The 13,367-nt window shown below is 71.2% G+C and carries 12 protein-coding genes; 6 read left to right on the top strand and 6 right to left on the bottom strand.

From position 1 onward, the window contains the following. Positions 1–12: 12 nt before the first annotated feature. Together OG897_RS09620 and OG897_RS09615 are read left to right on the top strand one after the other, a co-directional pair. Complete coding sequence (locus tag OG897_RS09620; RefSeq protein WP_266654794.1) at positions 13–234, top strand: hypothetical protein; 222 nt, start codon at positions 13–15, stop codon at positions 232–234. Positions 235–355: 121 nt separating this feature from the next. Further along, on the top strand, positions 356–1,840 hold the full coding sequence (locus tag OG897_RS09615; RefSeq protein WP_266654792.1) for a hypothetical protein: 1,485 nt from the start codon (positions 356–358) through the stop codon (positions 1,838–1,840). A gap of 120 nt (positions 1,841–1,960) precedes the next feature. On the opposite strand, the gene OG897_RS09610 is transcribed toward OG897_RS09615, so the two are convergent. Continuing rightward, positions 1,961–2,317, bottom strand: coding sequence for an iron-sulfur cluster assembly accessory protein (locus tag OG897_RS09610; protein WP_266654790.1), 357 nt, complete (start codon positions 2,315–2,317; stop codon positions 1,961–1,963). A gap of 326 nt (positions 2,318–2,643) precedes the next feature. Between OG897_RS09610 and nadA the strand changes: the two genes are divergently transcribed. Together nadA and OG897_RS09600 are read left to right on the top strand one after the other, a co-directional pair. Further along, entirely contained in the window at positions 2,644–3,852 is a 1,209-nt protein-coding gene (gene nadA / locus OG897_RS09605) for a quinolinate synthase NadA (protein WP_266654788.1), read from the top strand. 87 nt (positions 3,853–3,939) lie between these two features. Further along, complete coding sequence (locus tag OG897_RS09600; protein ID WP_266654786.1) at positions 3,940–4,329, top strand: YciI family protein; 390 nt, start codon at positions 3,940–3,942, stop codon at positions 4,327–4,329. Positions 4,330–4,425: 96 nt separating this feature from the next. Here OG897_RS09600 and OG897_RS09595 read toward each other — a convergent pair whose 3' ends face one another. From OG897_RS09595 to OG897_RS09575, 5 genes are all read right to left on the bottom strand, one after another. Beyond that, positions 4,426–7,590: an efflux RND transporter permease subunit gene (locus OG897_RS09595; RefSeq protein ID WP_266654784.1), complete on the bottom strand. Its 3,165-nt coding sequence runs from the start codon at positions 7,588–7,590 to the stop codon at positions 4,426–4,428. A gap of 239 nt (positions 7,591–7,829) precedes the next feature. Further along, positions 7,830–8,543 carry a response regulator transcription factor gene (locus OG897_RS09590; protein WP_266654782.1) on the bottom strand — a complete coding sequence of 238 codons (714 nt, stop codon included), beginning with the start codon at positions 8,541–8,543 and terminating at the stop codon, positions 7,830–7,832. Then, on the bottom strand, positions 8,540–9,805 hold the full coding sequence (locus OG897_RS09585; RefSeq protein ID WP_266654780.1) for a sensor histidine kinase: 1,266 nt from the start codon (positions 9,803–9,805) through the stop codon (positions 8,540–8,542). The genes OG897_RS09590 and OG897_RS09585 overlap by 4 nt, the downstream gene beginning before the upstream one ends. 673 nt (positions 9,806–10,478) lie before the next feature. After that, a complete protein-coding gene (locus OG897_RS09580; RefSeq protein ID WP_266654778.1) occupies positions 10,479–10,757 on the bottom strand; it encodes a hypothetical protein in 279 nt (92 codons plus the stop codon). Positions 10,758–10,784: 27 nt separating this feature from the next. Further along, positions 10,785–11,582, bottom strand: coding sequence for a PspA/IM30 family protein (locus OG897_RS09575; RefSeq protein ID WP_266654776.1), 798 nt, complete (start codon positions 11,580–11,582; stop codon positions 10,785–10,787). A gap of 328 nt (positions 11,583–11,910) precedes the next feature. On the opposite strand from OG897_RS09575, the gene OG897_RS09570 reads away from it, so the two are divergent. Further along, entirely contained in the window at positions 11,911–12,516 is a 606-nt protein-coding gene (locus tag OG897_RS09570) for a DUF3043 domain-containing protein (protein WP_266654774.1), read from the top strand. Positions 12,517–12,623: 107 nt separating this feature from the next. Further along, positions 12,624–13,346 (top strand): bifunctional 2-polyprenyl-6-hydroxyphenol methylase/3-demethylubiquinol 3-O-methyltransferase UbiG, encoded by a 723-nt coding sequence (locus OG897_RS09565; protein WP_266654772.1) that lies wholly within the window; start codon positions 12,624–12,626, stop codon positions 13,344–13,346. The last annotated feature ends 21 nt before the right edge of the window (positions 13,347–13,367 follow it).

The raw sequence follows: 13,367 nt of genomic DNA, 5'->3' as shown, positions 1-13,367 counted from the left end.
GGAGCTCTTCGCATGCACGAGCAGCACAGCGCCACGGTTCCCACCGGTAGGCAGGTCTCCTTCGACGTCGACGGCGGGTGGGCGCAGTTGCGGGGGGACTGCGCGCGCATGGTGGCGCACTGGGCGGTCCCGGCGACGGCCACCGAGAGCGTGCCGGTGTCGCGGATCCACGGTGTCGTGGTGCCGTCCGCTTCGGCCCTGATGGTGGGCGCGATGCCCGAGTACGGGGCGTAGGGCCGCAGGAGGGGCGCGCGCCGGGGAACCGTGCGCGGGCGTTCGTCGTCACACCGGTGTCTCCTGTCCAAGGCGACGTCCTGCGACGGCGTGGGTCCGGCGTGGGCGAAGGAGCGGTCCGGTGAGTAGCGAGCAGCAGACGCAAGAAGGCCCCCGACGGCGCATTCCGCTGGTCACGGCCTCGGTGGCGGCCGCCGTGCTGCTCGTCGGCGGTGGGGGTGCGCACTGGGCGTCCACCGCCGGTGCGGACGGGGCTCCGAGCGGTCCCGGTGCGCCCGGCGGCTCCCCTCCCCCGCTCTCCCTCGGCGGCGGTACGGATGCCGGGTCGGGCGGTACGGGTGCGCAGAGCACGCCCCCCGGAATCGCCCCCGGTGAGCCCGACCCCCACGGCACCGGCCTGGGTCCGGTCGTCTACCGGCTGGTCGGCGAGCTGCCGAAGGGGCCGGGGACGGCCCCGGTGTACCGGGCGCAGGGCGCGGTGAGTGCCGACGAGGTGGCGCGGCTGGCGAAGGCGCTCGGCGTCGAGGGCACCCCGGAACTCGTCGGCGGCTCCTGGCAGGTCGGTGCGCTGCCGGACGGTACGGGGTCGCAGCTGCGGGTGAATCAGCGCGCTCCGGGCACGTGGACCTTCGCCCGGCATCCCCGCGCCGACGGCAGGGGAAGCGTCGACTGCGTGCGGGGGAAGGCGTGCACGTCGGGGACTCCTGTGAGCGAGGAGGCGGCGAAGAAGGCGGCGGCTCCCGTACTGGAGGCGCTGGGGCTCGGCGACGCCGCGCTGGACGCGGCCCAGGTGCTGGGCGGCTCCCGGGTCGTCAACGCGGACCCGGTCGTCGGTGGGCTTCCCACGTACGGCTGGACGACCGGCATTCCCGTCGGGCCCGACGGTCGCGTGGTCGGCGGGAGCGGGAATCTGAAGGAGCTGAACAAGGGCGCGACGTATCCGGTGATCGGTGCGGCGAAGGCCGTCGAGCTGCTGAACAAGGCGGGGCGCGGGGTGCGGCCGCCCGCCGTCGCGGGGTGCGCCGATCCTGTTCCCGTACGGGAGAAGGAGACGCCCGGCGGGAAGGTGGAGCCGGCGCCGCCGGTGGGGAAGATCCTGCCGTGCGAGCCGCGCGAGCGCCCTCAGCGCACGGTGCACGTCTCGTCCGCGGCCTTCGGGCTCGCCGTGCAGTACGCGGACGGGCAGCAGATGCTGGTGCCTTCCTGGCTGCTGCGGGTGGCTCCGGAGCGCGGTGGGGCGCCGTACACGGTGACGTATCCGGCGGTGGACCCGACGTTCCTGACCGTGCCCGGGCCGCCGCAGGACGGGCCGAGCGGTGCGCCGACGGCGGAGCCCGGGACCACTCCGGACCGCTACGTCGCGTCGTACACGGTCCAGGGGCGCGCGCTCACGCTCAGCTTCTGGGGCGGGGCGTGCAGCACGTACGCCGCGAAGGCCGTCGAGGAGGGCGGCGTGGTGAAGGTGCGGGTGGAAGAGACGAATCCGGACCCCCAGCGCCTCTGCATCGCGGTCGCGAAGAAGCTGACGGCTTCGGTGGAGCTGAGCAGGCCACTGGACGGGCGTCAGGTGGTCGGGGAGAGCGGGAAGGCGATTCCGCGGGGGTGAGGTGAGCCCGCGCGGCCCGGCGGTGCGCGGGCGGGACGAAGCGGTGTGCGGGCAGGACGAAGGCGGTTGTCCCGGATCGTGAGGTCCGGGACAACCGCCTTCGTTTCCGCTGAGGTCCCGCTAGTTGAACGAGTCGCCGCAGGCGCAGGAGCCCGTGGCGTTCGGGTTGTCGATCGTGAAGCCCTGCTTCTCGATGGTGTCGACGAAGTCGATGGAGGCGCCACCCAGGTACGGGGCGCTCATCCGGTCGGTGACGACCTTCACACCGTCGAAGTCCTTGAGGACGTCGCCGTCGAGCGAACGCTCGTCGAAGAAGAGCTGGTACCGCAGGCCCGAGCAGCCGCCGGGCTGCACGGCGACGCGGAGCGCCAGGTCGTCCCGGCCTTCCTGGTCGAGCAGGGCCTTGACCTTGGCCGCGGCGGCGTCGGACAGGAGAATGCCGTCGCTCACGGTGGTCTTGTCGTCCTGAACGGACATCTACATCTCTCCCGGGTTGTACGGACTGCTTGCCGACGGTTGTAACCGGCGGGGCCGCGGATTCATTCCGGGCCTGAGCGTGTGGTGCTCCAGCGTGTGTGGTGCTGCTCCTTTCATGCTCGCACACCGGGATCCGTACGGAGCGGGGCAGTGGACCCCGGAAGAGGGTCCGGGCGTCCTCCGTGCCCTCCACGGGAATTCGTCACATCGACGAGATCGGCATCGTCAAACTGACGTGAAGCGACTATCATAGATAGCGTCATTTCGACGAAAAGGCCCTTCGCTCCACCTCCCGGGCCGCTCTCGCATCTCGCAGAACAGAAAGGGTGCGTGTCGTGACCACCGCCCAGCCCCGCCAGGCCGTCGAGCTCGACGTCCAGCCCTCTCCCCTCGCCCTGCTGCTGCTCGGCCGCGAGGCCGACCCCAGGAGCGAGCGCGGCGTCGAGTGCCCCGGCGACCTGCCGTCCCCGTCCGACCCGGACCTGGTGGAGCGCGCCCGCGCGGCCAAGGAGAAGCTCGGGGACAAGGTCTTCGTCCTCGGCCACCACTACCAGCGCGACGAGGTCATCCAGTTCGCGGACGTGACCGGTGACTCCTTCAAGCTCGCGCGCGACGCCGCCAACAAGCCGGAGGCCGAGTACATCGTCTTCTGCGGCGTGCACTTCATGGCCGAGTCGGCCGACATCCTCACCTCCGACGACCAGAAGGTCGTGCTGCCGGACCTGGCGGCGGGCTGCTCGATGGCCGACATGGCCACCGCCGAGCAGGTCGCGGAGTGCTGGGACGTGATCACGGACGCGGGCCTCGCGGACACCGTCGTGCCCGTCTCGTACATGAACTCCTCCGCCGACATCAAGGCGTTCACCGGCAAGCACGGCGGCACCATCTGCACCTCGTCCAACGCGAAGAGGGCGCTGGACTGGGCCTTCGAGCAGGGGGAGCCCGGGCAAACCAAGGTGCTCTTCCTCCCCGACCAGCACCTGGGGCGCAACACCGCCGTACGGGACATGGGGATGTCGCTGGACGACTGCGTGCTCTACAACCCGCACAAGCCGAACGGCGGGCTCACCGTCGAGCAGCTGCGCGACGCCAAGATGATCCTGTGGCGCGGGCACTGCTCGGTGCACGGCCGGTTCTCGCTGGAGTCGGTCGAGGACGTACGGGCCCGGATTCCGGGCGTACGGGTCCTGGTGCACCCCGAGTGCAAGCACGAGGTCGTCGCGGCGGCGGACGAGGTCGGCTCGACCGAGTACATCATCAAGGCCCTGGACGCGGCCCCGGCCGGTTCGAAGTGGGCGATCGGGACCGAGCTGAATCTCGTACGGCGGCTCGCGAACGCGCACCCGGACAAGGAGGTCGTCTTCCTCGACAAGACGGTCTGCTTCTGCTCGACGATGAACCGCATCGACCTCCCGCACCTGGTGTGGACCCTGGAGTCCCTGGCAGAGGGCGCACTGGTCAACCAGATCGAGGTCGACCGGGAGACGGAGAGCTTCGCGAAGCTGGCGCTGGAGCGGATGCTGGCGCTCCCGTAGCGCACCGGGGACCGATGAGTTTCGCTGGAGGCGGCAGTCCACCCTTCAGCACGGAAAGAAACGACTCGGCACAAGGAGCGCAGGCAGATGCTGTACATGATCCAGATGAACGTGAACTCCGCCGACTGGGACAGCGTCATGTCGTCCTACGGGCAGGAAGACATGCAGGCGATGTTCGCCCACATGGAAGCCCTCAACAACGAGCTGACCTCGGCCGGTGAGATGGTCGAGGCGCGCGGGCTCGGCGGGCCCGGCCTGGCCAAGACGGTACGGGCGGGTGCGGACGGGAAACCGCAGGTCACCGACGGGCCCGCGGTCAAGGGCCCGATCCTCGCGGGGTACTGGGTCGTGGACGTGAAGAGCGAGGAGCGCGCGTACGAGATCGCCGCACGCGCCTCCGCCTGTCCCGGCCCCGGCGGCAAGCCGGGGAACGACCCGGTCGAGGTGCACGCGATCCCGGAGGACCCGACGGTCTGACGGTCACGTGAGCATGAGTAAGGGGCGCCCTCCCGGAGGGCGCCCCTTACTCACATTTCAGGACTCACTTGTCAGGGCTCACTTGTCAGGCGGGGATCAGACGGTGACCGGCTCGCGGTCGTCGCCCTTCGCCTCGGTGCCCGCGTCCGGGCCCTTCGGCCCGTTGCCCCGCTTGGCCGCCTTCTTCGCCGCACGGCGCTCCTTGCGGAGCTCCACCATGGCGTAGAGGGTCGGGACCAGGAGGAGCGTCAGCAGGGTCGAGGTGATCAGACCGCCGATCACCACGATGGCGAGCGGCTTGGAGATGAAGCCGCCTTCCCCGGTGATGCCCAGGGCCATCGGCAGCAGCGCGAAGATCGTCGCCAGTGCGGTCATCAGGATCGGGCGCAGCCGGTGACGGCCGCCCTCGACGACCGCTTCGACGACGCCCAGGCCCTGCGCCCGGTACTGGTTGATCAGGTCGATCAGCACGATCGCGTTGGTGACCACGATGCCGATGAGCATCAGCATGCCGATCATCGCCGGGACGCCCATCGGGGTGCCGGTGGCGAGCAGCAGGCCGATCGCGCCGGTGGCGGCGAACGGGATGGAGACCAGCAGGATCAGCGGCTGGATCAGCGACTTGAAGGTCGCCACCAGCAGCAGGAAGACGATCGCGACGGCCGCCAGCATGGCCAGGAACAGCTTGCCGAAGGTGTCGTCCATGTCGGAGGAGACCCCGCCGATCGAGACGCTCGCCCCCTGCGGCAGTTCCTTCTTGATCTCGTCGATCTTCTTGGTCAGGGCGGCGGTGACCGCACCCGTGTTGTCGCCGACCGGCTTGGCGGTGACGGTCGCGGAGCGGGCGCCGTCGATGCGGGTCATCGAGACCGGGCCGCCGACGAGCTTGACGTCGGCGATCTTCCCGAGGGTGACGCCGGGGCCCAGCGGCAGCTTCTTCAGCTCGTCCATCGTCGTCGCGGGCTTCTCGGCCTTGATGACGATGTCGCGCTCGGTGCTGTCCAGCATGGCCTTGCCGGAGGGAGTGCCCCGGACGGCCTGCGCGACGACCGCGCCCAGCGCCGCGTCGTTGAAGCCCGCCTCGGCGGCCTTCGGGGTGCCCTTGACGGAGATGCGCGGCACCGACTGGGCCAGGTCGCTCTGAACGTCGGTGACGTCCTTCAGACCGGTGACGGCCTTGCTCACCTGCTCGGAAGCCTTCGCGAGGGTGTCCGCGTCGGCCGCCTTGACGACGACGCTCAGGTCCTGGCCGCCGAAGCCGCCGCCGCCCGAGCCGACCTTGGTGTCGCCCGCGCCCTGGAGGGCGGCGAGCTTGCTCTCCAGCTCCTTGGTGACCGCCTCGGTGTCCTCGGCGCTCTTCAGGGTGAGCTGGTAGGAGGCCCGGTTGGTGCCGGAGCCGCCGCCGAAGGCCGCCATCATGCCGGAGGAGCCGACGGTGACCTGGTAGTCCTTCACCTTGTCGACGGAGTCGATGACCTTCTCGACCTTGAGGGCCGCCTCGTTGGAGGCATCCAGGCTGGTGCCGGGCTTCAGCTTCTGGGTGAGCGCGAGGGTGTCCTGGTCGCCCTGGTCGAAGAAGTTGGTCTTCAGCAGCGGGGCCATCGCGAAGGTGCCGACCAGGACCACGAGGGCGATGGCCAGGCTGACGAGGCGGCGCTTGGTGGCGAAGCGGAGCACGGGAACGTACATCCGCGTCAGGCGGCTGTTGTTCTCCTTCTCCTCGGCCCTGCGGCGCAGTTCCTCCGGATCGACGCCCTCGGAGCCCTTCGGGGCGCGCAGGAACCAGTACGAGAAGACCGGCACCACGGTGAGCGAGACCAGCAGCGAGGCCAGCAGCGCGGCCGTGACGGTGATCGAGAAGGACCCGAAGAGCTGGCCGACCATGCCGCCGACGAGACCGATCGGCAGGAACACCGCGACCGTGGTGAGCGTGGACGAGGTGACCGCGCCCGCGACCTCCTTCACGGCGGTGGTGATGGCCTGGTAGCGCTCCTCGCCGTACGACAGGTGCCGCTTGATGTTCTCCAGGACGACGATCGAGTCGTCGACGACGCGGCCGATCGCGATGGTCAGCGCGCCGAGGGTGAGGACGTTGAGGGACAGGTCCCGCGTCCACAGCACGATCAGCGCGAGGACGACCGACAGCGGGATGGAGATCGCGGTGACCAGCGTCGAGCGGATCGACGCCAGGAAGACCAGGATGATGACGACCGCGAAGGCGAGTCCGAGCGCGCCCTCGGTGGTGAGTCCCGAGATCGACTTGGAGACGGAAGGGCCCTGGTCGAAGACGGTGGTCAGGGTCGCGCCGGAGCCGAGGCCGTCGCGCAGCTCGGGCAGCTTCTCCTTGACCGCGTCGGAGATCGCGACCGCGCTGCCGTCCTGGTCCATCGTCACCGAGACCGACAGACTGGGCTTGCCGTTGGTGCGGGTCAGGGCGGTGGCCGCGGCGGGCTTCTCCTCGACCTTGGCGACGTCACCGAGGCGTACGGGCTTGGGCGGGGTCTGACCGGGGACGGCCTGGCCGCTGATCCGCAGGTCCTCGATCTGCTTCAGCGAGGTGAGGCTGCCGCCGACCTGGACCGTACGGGACGTGCCGTCCTCGGTGAACGCACCGGCCGGGACGGTGACGCCCGCCTGCTGGAGGGCCTGGCTCAGCGTCATCGCGGTGAGCCCGGCACCCGCCAGCTTCGCGTCGTCGGGGGTGACGGCGACCTGGAGTTCCTGGACGCCGTCGACAGTGACCTGGCTGACGCCGTCGATGTTCTGGAGGGCCGGGACGACGGTGCGGTCCAGCTGGTCGGCGAGCGCCTGCTGGTCCTTGTCCGAGGTCACGGCGAGGGTGACGGTCGGCAGGTCGTCGGTGGAACCGGCGACGACCTGCGGGTCGACGTCCTTGGGGAGCACCGCCCGGGACCGGTTGACGGCCTGCTGGACGTCGGCGACGAGCTGCTTGGAGCCCTCGTCGCCGTAGTCGAAGGTCGCCATGATGACGGCGGAGCCCTCGCTGGCCGTGGAGGTCACGGACTCGATGCCGTCGACGGCCTTGAGGGAGTTCTCCAGCGGTTCGACGACCTGCTTTTCGACCACGTCCGGGGAAGCGCCCTGGTACGGGGCGATCACGGACACCATCGGGAGCTCAATGGTGGGCAGCAGTTGCTGCTTGAGCTGCGGAATCGCGATCGCGCCGAACACGATCGCGACGATCGATATCAGCCCGATCAAGGCCCGTTGGGCGAGGCTGAACCTGGACAGCCAGGACATGGGTGGGTCTCACTTCCGTGGCACTTCAAGGGCGAGCGTGGCAGGTGGACGCCGGTCCGCGGGCCCGTGTGGCAGCAGGCGGAAGCGGGGGTCACGGTGGTCCTTTCATACGATCGGCCATCCGCGAGGCCCTCTTCCTCGCTCCCAGGTCCCTTTCTCGCCGGGCCAGTACCGCGCATGGAGTACTCCGGAGCACTCCGCCACTCCACCCAGGGGCGTACGCCTCGGGAGTAGTCCGCTCACTCCGTCCGGGGGCGGACCAGTCCGGATTCGTACGCGAACACCACGAGTTGTGCCCGGTCGCGGGCCCCGAGCTTGGCCATGGCGCGGTTGACGTGGGTCTTGACGGTGAGGGGGCTGACGACGAGGAGTTCGGCGATCTCGTCGTTGGAGTTGCCGCCGCCGACGTGCACGAGGACCTCGCGCTCGCGGACGGTGAGGGTGGCGAGGCGGACGGCGTGCGTGCCGTCGGCGGTGGGCCGCGGGCCCGGGGCCTCCCCCTGCTTGAGGAAGGTGGCGATCAGCCCTTTGGTCGCGGCGGGCGACAGCAGGGCCTCGCCCCCTGCCGCGATCCGGATGGCGTTCAGCAGCTCGTCCGGCTCGGCCCCCTTCCCGAGGAAGCCGGAAGCCCCTGCCCTGATCGACTCCACGACGTACTCGTCGACCTCGAAGGTCGTGAGCATCACGACGTGCACGGCGGCGAGTTCGGGGTCGGCGCCGATCTCGCGGGTGGCGGTCAGGCCGTCGGTGCCGGGCATCCGGATGTCCATGAGGACGACGTCGGGGCGGTGCAGCCGGGTCAGCTCCAGGGCCTGCGCCCCGTCGGCCGCCTCACCGACGACCTCCATGTCGGGCTCGGAGTCGACGAGTACGCGAAAGGCGCTGCGCAGGAGGGCCTGGTCGTCGGCGAGGAGGACCTTGATGGGCGGCAGGGACTCGGGCGTCGTGCTCATGTGTTCTTCTCCCCCGGGCCGGGCTGCTGCGGGCGGGCCTGTGCGGTGGCCTTGGTACCGGCTGTGACGGGCAGGATCGCATGCACGCGGAAGCCGCCTCCGTGGCGGGGGCCCGCGGTGAGGGTGCCGCCGAGGGCGGTGACGCGCTCGCGCATGCCGATGAGGCCGTGGCCTCCGCTGTCCTCGGGGGGCGGGTTCTGGGTCCCGTTGTCGAGGACGGTCACCTCCACCGTGTGGCCCACCCGTACGACGCTGACCTCGGCCTTCGCGTCCGGGCCCGCGTGTTTGCGGACGTTGGTGAGGGCCTCTTGGACGATCCGGTACGCGGCCAGGTCGACGGAGGCGGCGAGTTCCTGGTCGTCGGTGCGGGCGAGGGCGACCGGGAGCCCGGCGTTGCGGAAGGTGTCGAGGAGCCCTTCGAGGACGGCCAGGCCGGGGGCGGGTTCGGTGGGGGCCGAGGGGTCGCCGGACTGGCGGAGCAGGCCGACGGTGGCGCGGAGCTCGCCCAGGGCGGAGCGGCTGGCCTCGCGGACGTGCGCGAGGGCCTCCTTGGCCTGGTCGGGGCGCTTGTCCATGACGTGGGCCGCCACGCCCGCCTGGACGTTGACGAGGGCGATGTGGTGCGCGACCACGTCGTGCAGGTCGCGGGCGATGCGCAGCCGCTCCTCGGCGACGCGGCGGCGGGCCTCCTCCTCGCGGGTCCGTTCGGCGCGCTCGGCGCGCTCGCGGATGGCGTCGATGAAGGCGCGCCTCGACCGGACCGCGTCGCCGGCGCTCGCTCCGATGCCGGTCCAGGCGAGGAGTCCCAGGTTCTCCTGCGCGTACCAGGGGCCGTCGCTGGTCAGCATGGCCGCACCGGTCAGGACGACCATGGTGAGCAGGCCGATGCGCCAGGTGGTGGGGCGGTCGGTGCGGGCGGCGACCGTGTAGAGCGCGACGACCGCGCTCATGGCGACGGGGGCGCGCGGGCCGTCGGGCGCGGCGATGAGGGCGGTGACGGTGAGGATGGTCGTGATCGCCAGCACGGGGAGGGGGCTGCGGCGGCGGAACGCGAGGGCGAGGGCGGCCAACACCATGAGGACGACGCCTCGGACGTCGGGGGTGCGGGTGCCGAAGGAGGGACCGTGCATGCCGTCGTGGGGGTCGGCGAACGAGCCGATGATCATGGCTGCGAGGACGACGGCTGCCAGGGCGGCGTCGAAGGCGAGGGGGTGGGCGCGCAGCCAGGTGCGGGGGCGGGTGAGGCGGGGGCTGGGCGGCATGGCTCTACGGTACGGGCCCCTTGCGGGGACGCGGGGCTGTGTCGTTGTGCGGCTCCGCCCCCGCGGGTGCGGGGCTGTGTCACTGTGCGGCTCGGCCGCGCGTGCGCTCCCGGCTTCGCGGGGGCCGGGTGCGACGTGCCCCTTTAGGGGCGCGGGGAACTGCGCGGCCAGCCACGACGCGCCCGCACGTGTCCGGGACAGCCGCGCGGCGAGCGCTTTAGGTGAAGGGGCGGGGAGGGGCGGGGAGGGGCGGCCCGCCGCAGGCGCACCGGGGTGCGGCGCACCTGATGGCGGAGGTAAAGGCGGGCGGCACCGGGGCGGGCCCCTTGCGGGGTGCGGGCGGTACCGGGGCGGGCCGGGGGCGCTCCGGGGTGGGCCCGGAGCGAGAGGGGCCGCCCCCTTGCCCGCCCGTTCCGCCCCCGGGGGGCGGCCCCGCCGCCCAAGGGGGCGAGGGAAGCGGAGGGCGGAGCCCAAGGAGGCTAGGCGGAAGCGGCGCCCAAGAGGGCGAGGCGGGGCGGAGCCCGAGGGAGCTGGGCGGGGCGGGGGCTGAGAGGTGATCGCGCCGCCCGAGGGGGTTGGGGGTGGCGGAGCCCCCAGCACCGGGGGGTTGGGGGCGGCGGAGCCCCCGGCACCGGGGGTGGCGGGGGCTCGGGTGGAGTGGGAGGGAGAGGGGTCAGCCGGGGATGAGGCCGTCTTCGGTGAGGAGGGCGCGGACTTCCTCCAGCGTGGAGTCCGGCGCCGGAAGGATCAGCTCGGAGGGTTCGAGGGAGTCGTCCGGGAGAGGTGAACCCAGGGTGCGGACGGCTTCCAGGAGGGCTTCCAGCGTGTGCCGGAAGCCGGGCCCGTCCCCGTTCTCCATCTCGGCCAGCAGTTCGTCGTCGAGCTTGTTGAGCTCGACGAAGTGGCTGTCGGCCAGGTCGAGCTGGCCCTCGCCCATGATCCGTACGATCATGACGCTCCTCCGTTCACCTGCTCCTGGCTACTGCTTGTCGAAGCGGGGGCGGGACTGGTCCTGGACCTGGTGGCCCTGCTGGGAGCCGCCCTGGCCGCCCTCGATGGCCTGCTGCGACGGCCCGCCAGCCAGCTCCTGCTTCATCCGCTGGAGCTCCAGCTCGACGTCCGTACCGCCGGAGAGGCGGTCCAGCTCGGCCTGGATATCGTCCTTGGCGAGGCCGGACTGGTCGTCCAGCGCGCCCGAGGCGAGCAGTTCGTCGATGGCGCCCGCACGGGCCTGGAGCTGTGCGGTCTTGTCCTCGGCACGCTGGATCGCGACGCCGACGTCGCTCATCTCCTCGGAGATGCCGGAGAAGGACTCAGCGATCCGGGTCTGTGCCTGGGCCGCCGTATAGGTGGCCTTGATGGTCTCCTTCTTCGTGCGGAAGGCGTCGACCTTGGCCTGGAGGCGCTGCGCCGCCAGCGTCAGCTTCTCCTCCTCGCCCTGGAGGGTCTGGTGCTGCACCTCCAGGTCGGAGACCTGCTGCTGCAACGCGGCACGGCGCGACAGGGCCTCGCGGGCGAGGTCCTCACGGCCGAGCGCGAGCGCCTTGCGGCCCTGGTCCTCCAGCTTGGAGGAGTTGATCTGCAACGTGTTCAGCTGGAGTTCGAGGCGCTTGCGCGACGTCGCGACGTCCGCGACTCCCCTGCGTACCTTCTGGAGCAGTTCAAGCTGCTTCTGGTACGAGTAATCCAGCGTCTCCCGCGGGTCTTCGGCCCGGTCAAGGGCCTGATTCGCCTTCGCGCGGAAGATCATCCCCATACGCTTCATGACACCGCTCATGGGCTTCGCGCGCCCCCTTCTGACGGACTCCGGCTCCTGGCCACTCCAACAGACCCCACAGTACGGGCCCTGTCTCCATTACCGCACTGTTCCGGTGTCGATGCGCTCCTCCTCCAGGACGACTGTGCGCGCCCGGGCTCAGGCGTAGGGAGTAGAGGCGACCCTGGTACGGACGTCCGGGGACGGCTCCGCAGCGCCCCCTCGGCCCGCCGCAAGCCGTATCAAGTCGTACGAAGCCGCACGCCGTGCGGCCGGATGGACGCAGGTGTTGCCGGATCGTTCCCCCTGGCGCTCGGGTCCATGCACCGAAACCCGTACCCTTGGATTTGTGTTCCGTAGCCGTGCCAACTCCAGCGCTGAGAAGACCGCCGCCACCGACAAGGTGACGGCCGACCTCTCCAAGCAGCCCCGTGACCCGCAGGCGCCCAAGGGGCGCCCCACCCCGAAGCGCGCCGTCGCGCAGTCGCAGCGGCGCAGCGTCGCCGCGCCGCCGGCGAACCGCAAGGAGGCGATGAAGCGCCAGCGGGAGGCCCGCCGCGTGGACCTCGCCAAGCAGCGCGAAGCCCTCGCGAGCGGTGACGAGCGGTACCTGCCCGTCCGTGACAAGGGTCCGGTGCGCCGGTTCACCCGCGACTTCGTCGACTCGCGCTTCTTCGTCGCGGAGTTCTTCCTGCCGATGGCGGTGATCATCCTCGTTCTGAGCATGATCCAGGTCGGCAATCTCCAGACCATCGCACTGCTGCTGTGGATGATCGTCATCGTCCTGATCGTGATCGACTCGATCGGTCTGGCGATCCGGCTCAAGAAGCAGGTCAACGCCCGCTTCCCGGACGAGCCGAAGCGCGGCGTCATCGCGTACGGCCTGATGCGCTCGCTCCAGATGCGCCGACTGCGTCTGCCGAAGCCGCAGGTCAAGCGCGGGGAACGGCCCTGAGCACGGACACCCCCCACGTTTCGGGAGCCTCGTCGACCGCCGTTCCGGCGGGTTTCGGCGGGGCTTCCGCCGCATGGGCCGCAGGGCTCGGGGGGCTGCGGAACACCGTGCGGCAGGAGCTGGTCGCCCGGCAGCTCGACGAGCAGATATCGGCGCGCTTCCCGGTCGGGCAGCGGCTGCGGATACTCGACGTCGGCATGGGGCGGGGTACGCAGGCGCTGCGGCTGGCCCGCGCCGGGCACAGGGTGACCGGGCTCGAGGCCGACGCCGACCTGCTGGCCACCGCCCGTGACGCCCTGTCCTTCGAGCCCGCCGGAATCCGCGAGCGGGTCCGGCTGATGCACGGCGACGGCCGCGACACGGGTGTCCACTTCCTGCCGGGCAGCTTCGACGTGGTGCTGTGTCATGGAGTGCTGATGTACGTCGCGGAGCCCGACGCCCTGGTGGCGGGGCTCGCGCGGATGCTGGCGCCGGGCGGGATGCTGTCGCTCCTCGTGCGGAACGCGGATGCGGCTGCGATGCGGCCGGGGCTCGCCGGGGACTGGGCGGGGGCGCTCGGTGCGCTGGACTCGTCGACGTACACGAACCGTCGCGGGCTCGTGGTGCGGGGCGACCGGCTGGACGCGCTGACGGCGACGCTGGCGGGGATCGCGGCGCCGCTGCACGCCTGGTACGGGGTGCGGGTCTTCACCGACAACGTGCCGGACGAGGCCGGTCCGCTTCCTGCGGAGGAGCTGGCGCGGGTGCTGGAGCTGGAGGACAGGGCGGGGCGGACCGATCCGTACCGGGGGGTGGCGGCGCTCCTGCACCTGTGCGGGGTGCGGGGCTGACGCCTGGGGCGGCGGCGGGGT

The sequence above is a fragment of the Streptomyces sp. NBC_00237 genome (assembly GCF_026342435.1).
In the GTDB taxonomy this organism is placed as follows: Bacteria; Actinomycetota; Actinomycetes; order Streptomycetales; family Streptomycetaceae; genus Streptomyces.
The sequence above is the reverse complement of the archived record's forward strand: the minus strand, read 5'-3'. Positions and strand labels throughout refer to the sequence as shown.